Annotated in this window: 17 protein-coding genes; 3 read left to right on the top strand and 14 right to left on the bottom strand. The window is 60.1% G+C overall.

Annotated elements, in window-relative coordinates:
* Window positions 1-5 precede the first annotated feature (5 nt).
* The gene (locus ACR0I1_RS12290) at window positions 6-1217 is read left to right on the top strand and encodes an ABC transporter permease (RefSeq protein ID WP_170392003.1); all 1212 of its coding nucleotides are present in this window, start codon (window positions 6-8) and stop codon (window positions 1215-1217) included.
* A 160-nt stretch (window positions 1218-1377) separates the two neighbouring features.
* A complete protein-coding gene (locus ACR0I1_RS12295; protein ID WP_480706698.1) occupies window positions 1378-2598 on the top strand; it encodes an aminopeptidase P family protein in 1221 nt (406 codons plus the stop codon).
* A 30-nt stretch (window positions 2599-2628) separates the two neighbouring features.
* Here the strand turns inward: ACR0I1_RS12295 and speB are convergent, their stop codons facing one another.
* Window positions 2629-3600, bottom strand: coding sequence for an agmatinase (gene speB / locus ACR0I1_RS12300; RefSeq protein WP_170512280.1), 972 nt, complete (start codon window positions 3598-3600; stop codon window positions 2629-2631).
* Window positions 3601-3790: 190 nt separating this feature from the next.
* Between speB and ACR0I1_RS12305 the strand changes: the two genes are divergently transcribed.
* A complete protein-coding gene (locus ACR0I1_RS12305; protein WP_480706700.1) occupies window positions 3791-5161 on the top strand; it encodes a DUF3179 domain-containing protein in 1371 nt (456 codons plus the stop codon).
* Here ACR0I1_RS12305 and ACR0I1_RS12310 read toward each other — a convergent pair whose 3' ends face one another.
* The 13 genes from ACR0I1_RS12310 to ACR0I1_RS12370 form a co-directional block, all read right to left on the bottom strand.
* The gene (locus ACR0I1_RS12310; protein WP_170392011.1) at window positions 5162-6847 is read right to left on the bottom strand and encodes a chloride channel protein; all 1686 of its coding nucleotides are present in this window, start codon (window positions 6845-6847) and stop codon (window positions 5162-5164) included. It abuts the gene before it with no gap.
* A gap of 92 nt (window positions 6848-6939) precedes the next feature.
* On the bottom strand, window positions 6940-8589 hold the full coding sequence (gene recN / locus ACR0I1_RS12315) for a DNA repair protein RecN (RefSeq protein ID WP_480706702.1): 1650 nt from the start codon (window positions 8587-8589) through the stop codon (window positions 6940-6942).
* Between the two features lie 36 nt (window positions 8590-8625).
* On the bottom strand, window positions 8626-9489 hold the full coding sequence (locus ACR0I1_RS12320; RefSeq protein WP_170392015.1) for an outer membrane protein assembly factor BamD: 864 nt from the start codon (window positions 9487-9489) through the stop codon (window positions 8626-8628).
* Window positions 9490-9615: 126 nt separating this feature from the next.
* Window positions 9616-10536, bottom strand: a complete 921-nt coding sequence (gene lpxC, locus ACR0I1_RS12325) for a UDP-3-O-acyl-N-acetylglucosamine deacetylase (protein ID WP_480706704.1) — start codon at window positions 10534-10536, stop codon at window positions 9616-9618.
* A gap of 214 nt (window positions 10537-10750) precedes the next feature.
* Window positions 10751-12352, bottom strand: a complete 1602-nt coding sequence (gene ftsZ, locus ACR0I1_RS12330) for a cell division protein FtsZ (RefSeq protein WP_480706706.1) — start codon at window positions 12350-12352, stop codon at window positions 10751-10753.
* Window positions 12353-12700: 348 nt separating this feature from the next.
* Window positions 12701-13120 (bottom strand): hypothetical protein, encoded by a 420-nt coding sequence (locus ACR0I1_RS12335; RefSeq protein WP_170401361.1) that lies wholly within the window; start codon window positions 13118-13120, stop codon window positions 12701-12703.
* Complete coding sequence (ftsA, locus tag ACR0I1_RS12340; RefSeq protein ID WP_170392023.1) at window positions 13107-14441, bottom strand: cell division protein FtsA; 1335 nt, start codon at window positions 14439-14441, stop codon at window positions 13107-13109. Before ftsA ends, ACR0I1_RS12335 begins: the two co-directional genes overlap by 14 nt.
* An 8-nt stretch (window positions 14442-14449) precedes the next feature.
* Window positions 14450-15454 (bottom strand): cell division protein FtsQ/DivIB, encoded by a 1005-nt coding sequence (locus ACR0I1_RS12345; protein ID WP_170512290.1) that lies wholly within the window; start codon window positions 15452-15454, stop codon window positions 14450-14452.
* The gene (locus ACR0I1_RS12350; protein ID WP_480567196.1) at window positions 15442-16359 is read right to left on the bottom strand and encodes a D-alanine--D-alanine ligase; all 918 of its coding nucleotides are present in this window, start codon (window positions 16357-16359) and stop codon (window positions 15442-15444) included. The genes ACR0I1_RS12345 and ACR0I1_RS12350 overlap by 13 nt, the downstream gene beginning before the upstream one ends.
* Window positions 16360-16467: 108 nt before the next feature.
* Window positions 16468-17394, bottom strand: a complete 927-nt coding sequence (murB, locus tag ACR0I1_RS12355) for a UDP-N-acetylmuramate dehydrogenase (RefSeq protein ID WP_480567197.1) — start codon at window positions 17392-17394, stop codon at window positions 16468-16470.
* On the bottom strand, window positions 17391-17684 hold the full coding sequence (locus ACR0I1_RS12360; RefSeq protein WP_170392030.1) for a hypothetical protein: 294 nt from the start codon (window positions 17682-17684) through the stop codon (window positions 17391-17393). The genes murB and ACR0I1_RS12360 overlap by 4 nt, the downstream gene beginning before the upstream one ends.
* 23 nt (window positions 17685-17707) lie before the next feature.
* Window positions 17708-17974 carry a DUF2484 family protein gene (locus ACR0I1_RS12365; protein WP_170392032.1) on the bottom strand — a complete coding sequence of 89 codons (267 nt, stop codon included), beginning with the start codon at window positions 17972-17974 and terminating at the stop codon, window positions 17708-17710.
* Complete coding sequence (locus ACR0I1_RS12370; protein ID WP_170401374.1) at window positions 17971-18219, bottom strand: DUF2484 family protein; 249 nt, start codon at window positions 18217-18219, stop codon at window positions 17971-17973. The genes ACR0I1_RS12365 and ACR0I1_RS12370 overlap by 4 nt, the downstream gene beginning before the upstream one ends.
* Window positions 18220-18222 lie beyond the last annotated feature (3 nt).

The raw sequence follows: 18222 nt of genomic DNA on the forward strand, positions 1-18222 counted from the left end.
TCGACATGGCCGCACTTACTCCGATATCCCGCAAACCTTTGTCCATGGTTTTGCCAAGCGTTGCGCTGGCAGGCGCCTTCGCCGGTATCTTTGTCGGCGCGGGCAATGGCTCGGTCTTCCTCGGCATCATTGGCGGTGCAGCCTTGATCGCCGCTGTGGCCTGGGTCTACATCACGATACTCAAGAACGAAAAACTGGCACGATGGATCAATATCCTTGGCTTTGGCATCGTCGGTTTTCTGTTCTCTGGCCCAATGGGCGGCGTTCTGGGCCTGTTGGGTGGATGGTTCTTCGTCTGGTTTATCTTTTGGCTGTACGAAGGTCGATATCGCCAAAAACTGTTGCCCTATCTGACCGCGAAGCAAGTGTTCTATCACTACTTGTTCCGGGTGATCTGCGGCGCGATCTTCGTGTTCCTGATCACCCCGATCCTCGTGGTTTTGCCGCTCTCGTTCAACGCGCAGGACTTCTTTACCTTCACGCCAGAAATGCTGCGTCTGGACCCGGAAGGGTACTCGCTAAAGCACTACCGCGATTTCTTCACCAACAATGAATGGCAGCGCAGCTTCAAGAACTCGCTCATCATTGCGCCGATTGCGACGATCATCTCGGTCTCGCTGGGCACGCTGGCGGCCATTGGCCTCAGCCAGAGCCACGTTCCAGGCCGCCGCGCCATAATGGGCATCCTAATCTCGCCAATGATCGTGCCGCTGATCATTTCAGCCACAGGCATGTTCTTCTTCTACAGCGATATCGGCCGCTTCATGGAGGGAACACTGGGCATGAACAAGAACTTTGTGGGCTATGTGAAAGTGATCCTCGCTCACGCCGTTCTGGGTATTCCATTCGTCATCATCACCGTGACCGCAACGCTAGTGGGCTTTGACCGCTCGCTGACGCGGGCGGCTGCGAATATGGGCGCGGGTCCGGTGCGGACATTCTTCAAGATTCAGATGCCCTTGATCCTGCCGGGTGTGATCTCAGGCGGCTTGTTTGCCTTCATCACCTCGTTCGACGAGGTGGTCGTGGTACTGTTTGTCGGCTCGGCTAGCCAAAAAACGCTGCCATGGCAGATGTTCACCGGCCTGCGCGAACAGATCAGCCCGACCATTCTGGCGGTGGCCACGATCCTCGTGGTGATCTCGATTGCGCTGCTGACCACGGTCGAGCTGCTGCGCCGTCGGTCCGAGCGCCTGCGAGGCCTTTCCCCCGCTTGACGCAGGCCTAGGTCTGATCTAACGATTCACCTGTTCATCCCAGCCGCGATGGCGTCGCGGACGCACTGGGATGATCGGCTCTCGGACCCCGAGACCGCCTGTCCTGAACGCCGGGACAAGTGGCCGGGTTTGCCGCCCGGCAATGATGAGAGACCAAGTCATGACAGACACAACAAAACGCCCCGAATTCTTCACCTGCCACAATGGCGACAAAGCGCCCCTGCCGTTCAGCAAGGGCGAATACGACCGCCGCCTTGGCGCCCTGCGCGCAATCATGGCCAAGCATGACGTCCCCGCCGTCCTGCTGACCTCGATGCAGAACATCGCCTATTATTCCGGCTTTCTGTACTGCTCTTTCGGCCGCCCCTACGGCTGCGTGGTAACACAGGACGCTTGCACCACTGTCTCGGCAAACATCGACGCGGGCCAACCGTGGCGGCGCTCGGTTGAGGACAACGTCATCTACACCGACTGGAAGCGCGACAATTACTGGCGCGCAGTGGCCAGCCTGATCGGCGGGGCCAAACGGATCGGGATCGAAGGCGACCACATGACATTGGCGGCGCGCAACACGGCGCTGGACATGCTGGGCGGACCGGAACTGATCGACATCGCGCCTGACACAATGTTTGCTCGCATGGTGAAATCCGCAGAAGAGATCGAGCTGATCAAAGGCGGCGCGCGCACCGCTGACGTGGGTGGGGCCGCCATTCACGCAACTATCCGTGAAGGCGCCACCGAGATTGAGATCGCCATGGCCGGACGCGACGCGATGGAAGAGGAAATCGCCCGCGCCTACCCGGATGCCGAATACCGCGACACATGGGTCTGGTTCCAGTCGGCGCTTAACACCGACGGCGCACATAACCCGGTGACTAAACGCGCGCTGCAAAAGGGCGATATCCTGTCGCTGAACACTTTCCCGATGATCTCGGGCTATTACACCGCGCTGGAACGCACCCTGTTCCTGGGCGAGCCCGACGCAGACAGCCTGCGCCTGTGGAAGGCCAACGTTGCCGCGCATGAGCTGGGCCTGAGCCTGATCAAACCCGGCGCGACCTGTTCGGGCATCACGGCTGAGATCAACCGCTTCTTCGCGGATGAGGGCCTGCTGCAATACCGCTCGTTCGGGTATGGCCATTCCTTCGGCATCCTCAGCCACTATTACGGGCGCGAGGCCGGTCTGGAGCTGCGCGAAGATATCGACACGGTGCTGGAACCCGGCATGGTCGTCTCGATCGAGCCGATGCTGTGGATCCCTGAAGGCCAGCCCGGCGCGGGCGGCTATCGTGAACACGATATCCTTGTGGTTGGTGAAGACGGGGCCGAGAACATCACCGGCTTCCCCTATGGTCCCGGCCACAACATCATCGATGCATGAAAAAACGGGTGGGGCGACAAGCCCCACCTTCTACCGCTGGGCGCGTTCGTGAAAGATGAAGCCCAGAAAGTTCAGCAATAGCTGCGCCGCCAGAATTTGGGTACTTTCCGTCGGGTCGTAAGCAGGCGCGACTTCGACCAGATCGATGCCCACAACATCCCCGCGTTTGGCCAGACCCTGTAGAATTTCCAGTACATCGTAGTAGAGAAACCCGCCATGGCTGGGCGTACCTGTGCCCGCCGCGATTGAAGGGCAAAAAGCGTCGATATCTATCGTTACGTAATACCGTGCCCCCTGCGGGATACGCGCCAGCACTGCCTCGGCCCCCAGTTTGCGCACCTGCCGCACAGACAGGATGTCCGACCCGCGCGCACGGGCGTCGTCATAGCCTTCCTTCGCGGTGGATGAGACATTGCGGATGCCCAGCTGCGTCATGCCTGAGACATAGTCTTTCTCAATCGCCCGCCGCATCGGGTTTCCGTGCCCGGCAGTCACCCCGTGGCGTTCATCGACAAAATCCAGATGCGCGTCGATCTGCACCACATGGATCGGGCCGTTCTGCGCGCAATCCTCGGCGAAGGCATTGATACAGGGGATGTTGATCGAATGATCGCCGCCGATGGTCACCGGCAGCGCGCCTGCTTTCAGGATTTTGCCCACGCCCAGTTCGATATTCGCATGGCTTTCCTCGGTTTTGGTGTGGATAATATCCGCATCCCCCAGATCAACGATCCGCACCGAGCCATCCAGATAGGTTGCGTCATCTTCGTGATCATAAGCCCCGGCATGGCCGAAACTGAACAGGGTCGAGGCTTCGCGCACGGCCCGAGGTCCAAACCGCGCCCCCGGTCGCCATTGGGTCCCGAAATCGAAGGGCGCGCCGAGAACGGCGATATCCGCCTCGATCTCATCCCAATTCTCAACATATGGAGATTTGGCGAAGGTTGAGATGCCGACAAAAGGCAGGTTTAGTCGCCCCGCCTTATAACCATGGTCTTGCATGGGTATTTCCTTTTTCATTGCCACTGTCACGTTCGATGACATCAATCGCAGCAGCATCTTGTGCTCAGGATGGACCAATGTCGAGATGCCCGGCATGCAGCTTCAGAATTTCGAGCCACTCACGCGAGTGTTGCGTGTATGTGATCTGCTTTGCAGGCAAGATCGAATATGAACCCGATCGGAGGATGCCATGTCGATTCCACGTCGCAGCTTTGTCGGCCTGTTGGGGGCAAGCGCTGTAGCCCCTCGCGCTCTTTGGGCACAGGTTGACCCTGTCTACGATGCCGTACGTTCAACTTTGTATGGCAGTCGGACCGATTTCGAAGCCGGGATGGCGTTCCTGACCGAGCGCGGCAAACCGGACGTTGTGCCCGCGCTTCTGACGGCGATGCGCTATGGTAGACGGCGAGAGCGAGACATTGCCAAAGTCATGGAAGCGTTGAGCGGCGCGCGCCACGGCACAGACTGGTTCGAATGGATGCTATGGCAAGAACGGAACGCTCAGATTGTACCTCATCCATCTTTGATACCGTTCAAACGCGAAGTTCTTTTGGGCATCGATCAGAACTTCGACGTTTTCCTGAAACCCGAATATTTGCAACGCGACAAGATGAAGATTCGGCTGGAAGAGATCAGTTGGGGTGGTGTGCTCAAGGACGGTATCCCTTCGCTGGACAATCCCAAGCTGATCCCGGCGGCGCGGGCGGACTACATGAAAGACGACGATCTGGTCTTTGGCGTCTCGATCAACGGCGATGTACGCGCTTATCCGCTGCGCATCATGGGCTGGCACGAGATGTTCAACGAGGTGATCGGAGGCGTTCCGGTAGCACTGGCCTATTGTACGCTGTGCGGATCGGGGATTTTGTTTGAAACGCAGGTCGAGGGGCGGCGGAAGCCGTTTGTATTTGGCTCGTCCGGGTTCCTGTATCGGTCGAACAAATTGATGTTCGACCGTGAGACGCATTCGTTATGGAACCAGTACACAGGTAAGCCCGTGGTCGGACCGCTGGTCAACAGTGGAATCGAGCTGAAGCAGCGTCCTGTGGTGATCACCCGCTGGGACAGCTGGAAGGCGTCGCATTCAGATACGAAGGTGCTGTCGCTCAGCACCGGTCATCGGCGCAACTATGGCTCGGGCGTTGTGTATCGCGATTACTTTGCCTCACCCGATCTGATGTTCCCGGCCTTGGTCGATCAAAGTCGGCATCGCCAGAAGGACTACGTGTTCGCCGTGCGCCAGTTCGGCGCGGCGCGGGCCTGGCCGTTGGACGCGTTCAAGGGCAAGCCGGTGATCAACGATGCGATTGGCGGGCGGGCACTGATGCTGATGGGCGACCCGGACAAGCGCAGCGTGCGCGCCTACGAGCGTGGATCGCGCCAGTTCCGCGCGACCACCGATGGCGGGCTGCTGGACGAAACGGGCAACAAGTGGCGCGTCACCGAAGAGGCACTAATTGGCCCGGATGGCGCAGAGTTGCCGCGCGTCGCGGGACATATCTCGTATTGGTTTGCCTGGGACAATTATCTGGGCGACGCAGCCAGCGTTTACGGACGCTGATCATGAATGTTCCTCGGCCGCTGTGGCGGCCAGCGCGCGGTTGTAAGCTTTCAGCGCGTCGATGTGATAGAGCGCGCCAACGGGGTTTTCACAGCCGTCCTTGTCGATGATCACCACCGGGATGCAAGGGATGTCATCGCGGTCGAAATATGGCATCGCGGCCTCAAGCGTGGCGCTGGCCTTGACGCATAGGCCTTGTTCGATCAATGCCTGCGCGTCTTCCTTGGAGATCGAACGCGCGTCCCCCAGCGGGCGCATCACCGCGCCTGCCCGCAACATTGCCAGCAGGTACGCCTGCGGCCCGGCGGCCAGGTGCACATTGCGCCGTTCCAGCTGGGTCAGGAAGAAGGACCGGTCTACAAGGCGCGAGGCCAGCGCAGTGGACATCGAGACCGAAACCATCACGGCGAGGCCGATCTGCCAGTCTCCGGTCAATTCAAACACGATGAGCGTGGTTGAGATCGGCGCGCCCAGCACCGCCGCCGCCACCGCGCCCATCCCGGCAAAGGCATAGAGCGTATGGGTGCCTGACACATCTGGCAGCAATCCGGTGGCGATCAGGCCGAAGGCCAACCCGGTCAACGCTCCGATCATCAATGAAGGGGAAAACACACCACCACCCATGCGACCGCCCATGGTAATCGCCACTGCGACGGTCTTGATGACCGCGAACAGGATCGCGGTCGTCAGCACGAGGTCCCCGGTCAAGGCACGGATCGTGGTTTCGTATCCCACGCCGATGATGTGCGGAAACCAGACCGCCAACAGGCCGAGCATCGCGCCCGAAACACCGGGGCGCAGCCAGCGCGGCAGAGACAAGCGGTTTTGGATATGCGTGCCGATATCCTCGGCGAAGAAGATCGATCGCATCAACAGCAGCGAGACCAGCCCGCAAATCAGGCCTAGGATCAGGAAGGCGGGCAGCTCGACATAGAATTGCAACGACCCGGGCGTATCCAGCGTGAATTCGGTCACGTCACCATAAGCCAGCCGGTTGATCACGGTCCCCGCGACCGAGGCGATGACAATGGGCGCAAAGGCATGAACGGCGAAGTGGCGCAGCACAACCTCAAGCGCAAACAAAGCACCGGCGATGGGGGCGTTGAAACTGGCCGAAACTGCAGCAGCCACAGCGCAACCCAATAGGTCGCGCCCGGTGATGCCGTCGGCGTGGATACGGTCGCTGACCCAAGTCGAGATGACCCCGGCCATATGCACAACAGGTCCTTCCCGCCCCGTGGATCCGCCTGAGCTGAGCGTGATCAGCGAAGCGAAAAAAGATGCGATACCAGCCTTCTTTTCGACCCGTCCATCAGTGATGGCCGCACCCTCGATCACATCAGCTACCGAACGCACACGGCCATCATCGGTGTACCTGTTCAGGATGATCCCGACGACCAACCCGCCGACCACAGGTGTAAGGAAAATCCAGAGCCAATGCAGCTTCTCAGCATGGCTGTGCAGGAATAGGATATCTTCGGTGTTGTAGAGATAAGCCTGCAACGACGAGATCGCCATCCGGAATCCCAGAGCCATGAAGCCTGCAGCGATCCCGATGACCAGAGCGATAAACCAGAACTGAATCTGGCTGGGGCCACGATGAAGCATTACCCGCCATGCATCCCGCAGCGCCGAGAGGGCTTGATTGAGCTGATTGCGCAGCACGGTGCGGGTCGATTGGGTCATTGGCCCTCGTTGGGGTGGTCGCCTGACCCTTAGTAAGCCACGCGCGCGCCTTATAAAAGTCGGTTCACGACAAGATGCTCACAGAATGCGCGTCATGCATCCAACAGGGCACGGGCAGCGGCACGTGCCTCATCCGTAATGGTGTCGCCTGCGACCATCCGGGCGATTTCGTCGACGCGGTCGGGGTCGGCCAGCGGGATCACGGTGGACAGGGTCTGATCGCCGGTGACCTGTTTCTGCACCCGCCAGTGATGCGCCGCCCGTGCGGCCACTTGCGGCGAGTGGGTGACGACCAGCACCTGCCCGCCCTGCGCGAGTGCGGCCAGACGGCGGCCCACCGCGTCCGCCGTAGCACCGCCGACACCACGGTCAATCTCGTCAAAGATCATCGTGCGGGCACTGTCTTCGCCCGTTAGGCAGACCTTAAGCGCCAGCAGAAAGCGGCTGAGTTCGCCGCCCGAGGCGATTTTGTTGAGCGGCCCTGACGGCGCCCCCGGGTTGGTGGCGACGGTGAAGGCCACCGCGTCGATTCCTTCGGGGCCCGGGTCGGTCGCGGTGATCTCGGTCCGGAACACGGCGCGTTCCATTTTCAGGGGCGCGAGTTCAGCCATTACTGCGGTGTCCAACGCACTGGCGGCCTTACGGCGCGTTTCGCCAAGCGCGGTGGCCGCGTTGTCATACGCAGCCTGTGCCGCGTCCACAGCAGCGCGTTTGTTGCTGAGGTCGGCGTCACCCGCATCCAGCCGGTTCAGGCGGTCGCGCAAGGTATCGGCGAAGGTGCCCAGATCATCGGGGGCCACATCGTGTTTGCGTGCCAGCGCGCGAATGGCAAAGAGGCGTTCCTCGGCCTGTTCCAGTTCCGCTGGGTTAAAATCGAGCGCTTGCAGACAGGCGTTGACCCCATCCTGCGCCTCGCCCAGTTCGATCAGGGCGCGACCCAGCGCTGCAATGGGGCCTTCCAACTGGCCACCCGCATTGTCCGACACGCCTTCCAGCCAGCGCACGGCATCGGCCATCGCGCCCTCGGCCCCGTCGCCGCCTAGCAAGGCAAAGGCACGGGCCACGTCGTCGCGAATCCGTTCGGCCCCTTGCATCATGCGGCGGCGGGCGTCGAGATCGGCATCCTCGCCCGGTTGCGGGTCAAGCTGATCCAACTCGACAACGGAATGACGCAGGAACTCTTCTTCGGCACGCATAGCCTCCAGCGCTGCCTCAGTCTGCGCCAGAGCTTTGCGGGCGATGGACATCTGGCCCCATGCGGCACGCACGGCGGCCAACTGATCCCCTGCCCCGGCATAGGCATCCAGCGTTGCGCGATGCCCGCGTGGGTTCAGCAGGCCTCGGTCATCATGTTGGCCGTGTAGTTCGATCAGAGTTTCCGACAGCGCCCGTAACACTTCGCCCGAACAACGGCGGTCATTGACCCATGCAGTCTTACGTCCCTCGGCCGTGTTGACGCGGCGCAGGATCAGCTCCTCGCCACCGGGCAGACCCGCCTCGGCCAGAATCGAATGGGCAGGGTGATCGTCAGGCAGTTCAAACTCGGCCACAACTTCGCCCTGTGCGGCCCCCTGACGAACCAGCTCGGCGCGCCCTCGCCAGCCCAGCACAAAGCCCAGCGAATCCAGCAAGATCGACTTGCCCGCGCCGGTTTCACCGGTCAAAGCATTCAAGCCCGGCTGAAACGTCAGGTCCAGCCGGTCGATGATCAGCATGTCGCGGATATCAAGGGCGCGCAGCATCGGGTCTTTAGCGTCCCAAGCCTTTAGCCATGGCCGTTACAACCACTCACCCTTGACGGTCTGGCGATAGATCGTGCTGAGCCAATTGTTACCTCGGCTCTTTAGATCGAGACCACGCGACGTCAGCAACGTGTACCCCGCGTCGTACCATTCCGAGGACTGATAGTTGTAACCCAGAATCGCACCCGCGGTCTGCGCCTCGTCCACCAGTCCCAGCGCCAGATACGCCTCGATCAGGCGATAGAGCGCCTCGGCGGTATGAGATGTGGTCTGAAAATCCTCGACCACCACGCGGAATCGGTTGATCGCCGCAGTGAAGTGATCCTGACGCAGATAATAGCGCCCGATCTCCATCTCTTTGCCAGCCAGATGGTCAAAGGCAAGGTCGAATTTCAGTACGGCAGATGTGGCATACTCACTGTCTGGGTAGACTTCGATCACCGTGCGCAGCGCCTGCAGTGCCTGAAAGGTCAGCCCCTGATCACGACCCACTTCGTCGATCTGATCATAGTAGCTGAGCGCCAGAAGATACTGGGCATAGGCGGCGTCTTCGTCAGTGGGATAGAAATCGATATATCGCTGCGCGGCGGCGCGGCTTTCTTCATAGTTCTGGTCCGAATGGAATGAGAACGCCTGCATGATCAGCGCACGTTTCGCCCAATCGGAATAAGGATAAAGCCGCTCTACTTCAGAGAAATACCAAGCCGCGTCGTCCGAGCGATTCTGCGACAGCTCATATTCACCGCGGGTGTAAATCTGTTCAGGTGTGAAACCTTCGAGGTTTTGGCTGCGGTCTGCCCCACGGTTACCAAACAGACCTCCGGCATTGCCACATGCCGTCAAAGTTGCTGCCAGAAGAAGCGCACCTGCGATTCTGACTGCCGCTTTGCTGCCAACCATTCCGCCCATCCTTGTCGTCTACTTAGCGGGAATTACCCCTGATCGGGCCTCGGTCTAGCACATAAAATTCCAGTGCAAAACGCCTTATCCACCCTCATGGCGCAAATGTCGTCAGAGTTGATCAGATCACGCAACCTGCGGGATTTCGCTCCGCACAAGGCCCTGGCCGGGCAGACGCGCGGCTTGTTCAGGGGTACAAAGGATCGGACGCACAGCGCCCGGTGTTTCGAACAGTTTGCGCAGCAATGTGTTGGTCATCGAATGCCCCGACTTCTCGCCGACAAAGCGCCCCAGAATCGGACCGCCTGCAAGATAGAGATCACCCAGAGCGTCCAGCATTTTGTGGCGCACCGCTTCATCCGTGTGACGGAAGCCACCCGGGGTCAGGACTTCGTGGCCCTGTACGACTACCGCATTGTCCAATGTGCCGCCCAAGGCCAATCCGTTTTCACGCATCGCTTCGACATCTGTGCGGCGGCAAAACGTGCGACTGTCGCAGAGTTCACGCGCAAACGAACCATTGCGCATGTCCAAAACCTTTGTCTGGCTGCCAATGGCGTCATCTTCGAAATCAATGTGGAACTCGATCTCCAGACCTTCCGCAGGCGCGATCGATGCCTTTGCGCCTTCGCGTTCAACTGAGATGGGTTTAAGCACCTCATAAGCCAGTACCGGACTGGCCTGACGACGAACGCCTTTGGCCATGATGCCCTGAACAAAGGCCACGGACGAGCCATCCATGATCGGGACTTCGGGACCGTCGATTTCAATCAGTGCATTATGCACACCACATCCGGCAAGTGCCGCCATGATGTGTTCCACAGTCGATACCGACACATTCGCATCGTTAACCAATCGTGTGCAAAGAGGCGTCCGCTCAACAACATCATAGATAGCGGGGATCAACGCATTGCCCAGCTCGATATCAGTCCGTTTGAACCAGATTCCATGACCTGCCGCTGCAGGCTTCAGAACCATCGTCGCAGGCTTGCCGCTATGCAGCCCAGTGCCCACAAACGTGACTGAAGATTTGAGCGTATGTTGCAATGTGAGCCTCGGTGAGTTGTGTCCAGCCTATCAGGGGCTGTGTTGCACCCTCAACTAAGGAAGGGGGCGTTAAGGCTCAACTCACCTTTTGCAACCGAATGAAACATGAATGTGACACATCGGCAAATCCCTGCTTACACCAGCTCAACACTTTGTGTTTCCACAAAAAAGGGCCGCGCGATGGCGGCCCTTCGGGATGATTTTGTTACCGCGATCAGTTGGCCTGACGCCGTAGGAAGGCGGGAATTTCGATGCGCTCCTGATCAGGATCGGCTTCATCCTGAACAGGTGCCGTCGCGTCAACCGACCGCATCGCAGGCTGTTGGCGTACCGGTTGAGCGGGCGTATCGGCCGCATGGCCGGTCATCCGGTCAATCAATCGGTTGAAGCCAAAACGCGGGCGATCCTCGGTCGTTTGCTGCGGCTCAGAGGCCGGTTCGCGAGGTACCTCAGGCGTCGGACGCAGCCGGTTCGAAGGTACTTTCTGAACTGCGGCCTGCAACCGCTGCATCGCTTCCGGAGACGGTGTGCCGGGGGTCTGGGCACGCGGTGCGTCGTAGGAGTCGACTGTCTCTTCGACTTCGGGTTGCGGTTCGAACTGTGCAACCTGAGGCTGATAGGCGGGCGGAGGCAGCCCGTCATCTTCCTGCTCGGCAGCGGGTTGTTCGTCTTGCCAGCCATCGTTGAACTCGACATCTTCGATGGACTCGAAGAGCGTGGGCGCAATGTTGTCCTCAGCCAGGGCCTCATCTGCAGCGATTTGTTCAGGCGTGGAGTCTTCTGCCGAAACCGTGCGTGTCAGCGGAGCCGACATCGAACGGCGGGCGACCGGTACATCTTCGGTTTTCTCGCTGGCATCGATACCGGTGGCAACGACTGAAACGCGCATTCCGCCTTCCATCTCGGTGTCCAGGGTCGAACCAACAATGATATTGGCCTCGGGGTCCACTTCCTCGCGGATGCGGTTGGCGGCCTCGTCCAGTTCGAACAGGGTCAGGTCGTGCGCACCGGTGATGTTGATTAGCACACCCTTGGCACCCTTGAGGCTGATTTCGTCCAACAGCGGGTTGGCAATGGCCTTCTCGGCTGCCTGAATGGCGCGATCTTCACCGGTCGCTTCGCCTGTGCCCATCATCGCCTTGCCCATCTCGTCCATCACGGCTCGAACGTCGGCGAAGTCGAGGTTGATCAGACCCGGACGCACCATCAGGTCGGTTACGCCTTTGACGCCCTGATACAGGACATCGTCGGCCATCGAGAACGCCTCGGTAAACGTGGTCTTTTCGTTGGCCAGACGGAACAGGTTCTGGTTCGGAATGATGATCAGCGTATCAACGACTTTCTGCAGCGCATCAACGCCGTCTTCGGCCTGACGCATACGCTTGGCGCCTTCGAACTGGAAGGGTTTGGTGACAACCCCAACGGTCAGAACACCCAACTCCCGCGCTGCCTGCGCGATGATCGGGGCTGCGCCGGTGCCCGTGCCACCGCCCATACCGGCGGTGATAAAGCACATATGCGCACCCGCCAGATGATCCACGATCTGCTCGATGCTTTCTTCAGCTGCTGCAGCACCCACGGTCGGACGCGCACCTGCACCTAACCCTTCGGTGACTTTGACGCCCAGCTGCACCCGCGCCGACGAACGGCTTTGCTGCAGCGCCTGTGCGTCTGTGTTGGCGACGACAAATTCAACGCCGTCCAGCTGTTTTTCAATCATGTTGTCGACAGCATTGCCCCCAGCGCCGCCAACGCCAAATACGGTAATCCGAGGCTTGAGTTCGTCGTGCCCGGGCATCGAAAGATTTAATGTCATGCTCTGTCCGCCTGTTTTTTATGTTGCCGCAAAATGCGGTTTTTCTGACCTATCCACAGTCGATTTTACTGTGTCATTTCGGAAACGTCACCAGAAAAATCGCACGAATCCACAAAATATGGAGGAAATAAGGCAGCAAACAGCGGCATTTCGCTGTTACCGCGACATGTTGCGGCGAAAGGCTCATGCGCCACTACACACGGAAAGACCCCACCCGCCTTGAGGGGATGCGAAAACTTTTAGTCACTCGTTTGGTCGCGGAAAACTGCTCAATGTCCTGCCGCTGGGCCTCTGCCGGGCCTTGAACCTTATTTTGCGGCAATTTGGCAGTTGCCGCAACTGATTTCTTTAGCCTACCGGGGCACTTGGGCAATTCAGGCCATCTTCAGAGATGCTACGGACCTCTTGCGTTTCGCTGCCGACGAAGCGCGCCAGCCGCACCATCAGCCGGTCATTGTACAGGTAGGGCCACCAGCAGACTGGCAGGCCATCGGGCGCATCATCGTACAGAAAACAGATCTGGCCATTTGGCGTGGTGATCTGGCCATAGACACAGCCCCGCCCCTCCATCCGCCAGACCGAGAGAGTCGGGCTGAGGAATTCCTCGGTCCCGACCAACATACCGCTTCGGATTTCATGGAAGGTGATCGTTTTGCCAACGACGGCGCTCAGAAACGCCTCTGGCGTAATCAGGGTTTGAGCCGGGGCCGCAGCGGGCCCAAGGGCCGCGCCAACGGCTGCACCACGCAGGGCATTACCAATTGTCACGGAACCAGCGCACGGCGCGCTTGAACGGGCGCGCGGCATAGGTGTCGACCGGGATCTCAAAATCCCACCATTCGTCCTGAGGATGCGCCGCAAACAGGCTAAGCCCCACTGCCGAAGAAAAACCGGGCCCGGTCGCAGATTGCGGCAGGCCATGAACGCGCAGCGGGCGGCCCAAACGAACACGCTGACCCAGAATCCGGCTGGCAAGCCCGTCTAGCCCCATGATCTGGCTGCCACCACCAGTCAGAACGATCTGCTGGCTTGGCAGGTGGTCGAAACCGGCAGCGTCCAGACGAGTACGCACCTCTTCGAGAATCTCCTCGACGCGGGGGCGCATGATGCCGATCAACTCGGCACGGCTGACGGTACGGCGGTCATGCTCCCAATCGCCAGTATCGCCACCGATGTCGATCAGGTCGCGATCATCGGCTCCGGTCGCGTGAACGCCACCGTTAAAGGTCTTGATCCGTTCGGCCACCGCTGCGGGCACGCCGAGGCCCATCGAAATGTCGCTGGTCACGTGATCCCCGCCCATGCGCACGCAATCGGCATAGATCATGTGTTTCTTCATGAAGATCGAGATGCTGGTGGTGCCGCCGCCCAAATCAATACAGGCCGCGCCCAACTCCTGTTCGTCCTCGACCAATGCGGAAATGCCCGAGACATAGGCTGAGTTCGCAATCCCTGCCAGCTCCAGATCGCAGCGCTTGATGCAGCGGACGATGTTCTGGATCGCCACCGCATCGACGGTTAGCATGTGCATATCCACTGCAAGGCTCTGCCCCAACTGTCCACGCGGATCGATTAGTCCCGAGCGGTTGTCGAGCGCGAAATTCACCGGTTGCGCATGCAGTACCTCGCGCCCTTCGCCGTAATCGGGCACGTCGCAGGCGTTCAGGACACGACCGACCTCGGCTTCGGTAACCAATTGGCCTTCCAGATCAACCTGCGCATCCAGCCCGTAGGAACGCGGGTTCGCCCCTGAGAAGGATGCAATCACGTGATCGACGCGGATATCGGCCATCTTCTGCGCCGCCTGCAGCGCGGTGCGGATGGCGCGCTCGGTTTCCTGCATCGCGGTAACCTCGCCGAACTGCACCCCGCGCGAACGGGTGGTCGCAGCGCCAATGACCCGGAAACCGGTTTGTCCGGCCATCGAGCCGATCGAGTTATCCTCGGACAACCGCCCCGTCCCGTCGAAGCGCAATACAAGGCAAGCGATTTTGGAGCTGCCGACATCCAGGATAGCAACTACACCGCGTTGCATTGCCTGTCGGCGCATCTGCCGCATAGCCCTTTGGGACTGATAAAGATCGGTCATCATGGTCGTTACTGCCCGCTACTCACATCTACTTTTGTGTTCCACCAGTCTTCGCTGGCCGTTTTGTTCATTCGGATGGTCGGTCGCTGCCCCAGTCGCATGTCGACCACGGCCACGTCACGTTCCAGAAGGTCCTGAACCTCGTTCACCGCCAACACGCGTTCCAGCGCGCGCGCCGGACGTTCGGTCGGCAACATGATGCGCTGGTTTCGATCCAGCACCAGATCCCAGCGCCGTTCGCCAACGCGCACCAAACCGCGCACGCGTTCGCCCAAGCTGCGGGCTGTGGTCAGGATTTGCAGCGCCTCGGGGACATGTTTGTTCGCGCCCTTCCCTGCGATCAGTGGCAGGGCTGCGTGATCGGCGCGTGCTGAAACACGGTCAACATGAGCTCCGGTTTCATCCAATAGCTCGATCCCGTCTCGGGTGCGCCAGACGATGACCGGCTGGCGTTCGACCACATCAACCTGAAGAATCCCGCCAGGGCGAATGCGTACGGTTGCCGATTTCACCGGGTCAAGCCCGGTGATGGTGTCGCGGATCAACTCCACATCCAGATCCCACGAGCTGAGCGGGAAATCGAGCGGCACGATCTCGCGGATATCCTCAGACAGTGCGGTTCCTGCCCCGTCGATGGCCATCAAATTGACCATGAATTCGGGGCGCTCCTGGATCGAGGTCTTGATGTCGGCGATATAGGTACTGACCGCCTCACGACGTTCTTCGGCGGCAAAGAAGCCACCCACCAAACCAAAGACGGCCAGAACCGGCAGGCCAATTTTTAGCCCGCGCCGGATGCCGGGGGTGAGCATCCAGCGCTGAAAGCGGTAGCTGAGGCGCGAGGGCGCGGGGTCCGCGTTGCGCGCACGGCCAAAAAGACGCGCCCCGCGCAAATGCAGCTTAGGTTCGGTTTTGGGCTCGGGCCTTGGCGCGGCGGTGAAATCGGCATCCGGCCCCGCCAACGGTTTGGTCCGGTGGATCACCGGCGCGCGGGTGGCGGTCAGCGGTCGCATGAGGCATCCTCCACCATCCAGGCGCAGAGCTGGCCGAAACTGATGCCAAGATGCTCGGCCTGTTCGGGCACCAGCGAAGTCGGCGTCATGCCGGGCTGGGTGTTGGTTTCCAGCAGGAACAGCCCGTCGGCACCCTTGCTGTCATCCCAGCGGTAATCGGTGCGGGACACGCCGCGACACCCCAGCGCAATATGCGCCTTAACCGCATAGTCCATGCAGCGGTCAAAGATATCCTGCGGGATCTCGGCGGGCAGCACATGCCACGAGCCGCCGGGCTTGTACTTGGCATCATAATCGTACCAACCGCCATCGGTCATGATCTCGGTCACCGTCAGGGCGCGATCGCCCATCACGGTCACGGTCAGTTCCCGGCCCGCGACGTATTTCTCGACCATCACCTGATCAGGCATCGCCTCGTCCAGTTGCGGCGGGCCGTTGGCATTTTCATGCACGATATAGATGCCGACGCTGGAGCCTTCGTTGTTGGGCTTGGCAACATAGGGCGGCTCCATCACATGGACCTCGACCACCTCGACCTTGGGAACGATCAGGCTGGGTACGATGGGTAATCCTTCGGCGGCGTAGACCTCTTTGCTGCGTTGCTTGTCCATCGCAAGGGCCGAAGCCAGCACGCCGGAATGCGTGTAAGGAATGCGCATCCATTCCAGTAGCCCCTGCACACAGCCATCCTCGCCCCAGCGTCCATGCAGGGCGTTGAACACCACATCGGGTTGGATATCGGTAAGGCGAGCAGCAAGGTCCGGACCTGCGTCCAGTTCGACCACTTCAAAGCCTTCACCCACAAGAGCGGCTGCGCATTCGCGCCCAGAGCTGAGAGACACCTCGCGTTCCGCCGAGGGGCCACCCATCAATACCGCCACTTTGAGGTTTGTCCTGCTCGACATACCCAATGTGCGCCTCAATGTCCCCGGACCTTATGTGGTGGTCCGTACTGCGTTTATGCCTTTGATCCGTCGTCCTAATTTGCCTGTTATGGTCTGACGGTCGGGGCTTTATTCTTCCAGCGGATCACCGACCCGCATGATTTCCCACTCTAGCGTGATGCCGCTTGTTTCGTAAACCTTTTTTCGCACCTCTTCGCCCAGACCTTCGAGGTCTGCGGCGGTGGCGTCGCCTGTATTGATCATGAAATTCGAGTGTTTGGGACTCATCTGCGCGCCACCTTTTGTGGCCCCGCGCATACCCGCGTCATCGATCACTTTCCACGCCTTGAGGTCATGCACATCGTCCGCGCGCCCAGTCGACGAGAACCCGGCTGGATTACGGAAGGTCGACCCGGCGCTGCGGTCCTTGGTGGGTTGAGTTTCGTCGCGCTTTTTTAGCTGCGCCTCCATGCGAGCGTGCAGCTCAGCTGGATCGCCCGAGGGGCCTTGAAACGTCGCCGAGATCAGCACCGCGCCTTCGGGCAGGTCGGACTGGCGATAGCGGAAGCTGAGGTCTTGCGGGGTCAGGTCCACGATCTCTCCGGCGCGGGTGACCACGGTAGCCTTTTGCAGCACATCCGCCGTATAGCTGCCGTAGCAGCCCGCGTTCATGCGCACGGCCCCGCCGATCGAGCCTGGTATCGTGCGCAGGAAAGTCAGGTCCACACCTCCATCCGCTGCTTTACGCGCCACATGCGCATCCAGCGCGGCGGCACCCGCGCTGACGGTGTTGCCGTCGACCGAGATACCATTGAACCCGCGCCCCAATCGGATCACCACCGCCCGCAGACCACCATCACGTACGATCAGATTGGATCCGACACCCATAGGAAAGATGGGAACATCCGCAGGCAGATCACGCAGAAACGACTGAAGGTCTTCGGTATCGGCGGGTTGAAACAGATAATCCGCTGGTCCGCCGACGCGCAGCCAGGTGAGTTCGGAAAGAGAGCGCGCCGCGGACAAGCGGCCACGGACGTCGGGCAGTTCGCTCATGCGCCTTCCCGGGATGCAAGGCTGCGCCCGCCTACTCCACCCATGATCACCGCAAACAGGAAGGGCAGGACCGCACCGGTCAGCCAGACGAAGGGGCCGAACGCCTGTTCCTCTTCCCCGGTGCCGACACTGGCCAGCATTATGATCAGTACCAGACCAAGGGCCGAGGTCAGCCCGATCAGCCACAGCAGTGCCTTGAGGCCGATCCAGCGCGCGGCGACAAAACCCGCAAGCGTCCCGAGGATCAAGGTAATCAGCGGCAAATAGGCGAAAGTGGCGATGTCGACCATAGGGGCCTCCTGAAAATGGCCAGTTACTTGTTCGCCGCCTTCATGCCCTGCATTTTCGCCTTTGTCCAACGGGTGAGGTAAATCACCGGCCAGCGCAGTACTGACATACCTGCCGCCAGAACCAGCAGCCCAATCCATGGACCATTTTCATAGGTGACATAGCCTAGGATGGGGACGCCAACGGCGATCAGGAAATAGGCGCGCCGCCAATGGTTGTCCTTGCTGGGCAACATCGCCAACACGTTGGCGACAACACCCCACAGACCGGCAAGCGCAATCGACCAGTTCATTCCGACACCTCTTTACCCGTCCACTTGCGCCAGTAGTAGCGGATCGGGTTGCGGTACATCGAAACAAAACCGCCAGCAGCCAGGACTCCGACGAACCAGCCATAGTCTAAACTCAGCCAAAGAATCAGAGCAGGCGCGCTGGCAAACAGTACAACACCCGGTGGGAATTGCAGGTGCATCGGCAGCATCGCCACAATGGTGGAAGCGAAGACCCAGACGCAGGCGAGTATGAGCGACAACGCCACGAG

The organism is Ruegeria sp. B11, assembly GCF_056539785.1.

Coding starts and splice junctions, on each gene's coding strand:
- ACR0I1_RS12365 (WP_170392032.1), bottom strand. CDS start 17,974: ATGAACTGGTCGATTGCGCTTGCCGGTCTGTGGGGTGTTGTCGCCAAC.
- ftsZ (WP_480706706.1), bottom strand. CDS start 12,352: ATGACATTAAATCTTTCGATGCCCGGGCACGACGAACTCAAGCCTCGG.
- ACR0I1_RS12350 (WP_480567196.1), bottom strand. CDS start 16,359: ATGTCGAGCAGGACAAACCTCAAAGTGGCGGTATTGATGGGTGGCCCC.
- ACR0I1_RS12320 (WP_170392015.1), bottom strand. CDS start 9,489: ATGGTTGGCAGCAAAGCGGCAGTCAGAATCGCAGGTGCGCTTCTTCTG.
- ACR0I1_RS12345 (WP_170512290.1), bottom strand. CDS start 15,454: ATGCGACCGCTGACCGCCACCCGCGCGCCGGTGATCCACCGGACCAAA.
- speB (WP_170512280.1), bottom strand. CDS start 3,600: ATGCAAGACCATGGTTATAAGGCGGGGCGACTAAACCTGCCTTTTGTC.
- murB (WP_480567197.1), bottom strand. CDS start 17,394: ATGAGCGAACTGCCCGACGTCCGTGGCCGCTTGTCCGCGGCGCGCTCT.
- ACR0I1_RS12305 (WP_480706700.1), top strand. CDS start 3,791: ATGTCGATTCCACGTCGCAGCTTTGTCGGCCTGTTGGGGGCAAGCGCT.
- ftsA (WP_170392023.1), bottom strand. CDS start 14,441: ATGACCGATCTTTATCAGTCCCAAAGGGCTATGCGGCAGATGCGCCGA.
- ACR0I1_RS12310 (WP_170392011.1), bottom strand. CDS start 6,847: ATGACCCAATCGACCCGCACCGTGCTGCGCAATCAGCTCAATCAAGCC.
- ACR0I1_RS12290 (WP_170392003.1), top strand. CDS start 6: ATGGCCGCACTTACTCCGATATCCCGCAAACCTTTGTCCATGGTTTTG.
- recN (WP_480706702.1), bottom strand. CDS start 8,589: ATGCTGCGCGCCCTTGATATCCGCGACATGCTGATCATCGACCGGCTG.
- ACR0I1_RS12295 (WP_480706698.1), top strand. CDS start 1,378: ATGACAGACACAACAAAACGCCCCGAATTCTTCACCTGCCACAATGGC.
- ACR0I1_RS12360 (WP_170392030.1), bottom strand. CDS start 17,684: ATGGTCGACATCGCCACTTTCGCCTATTTGCCGCTGATTACCTTGATC.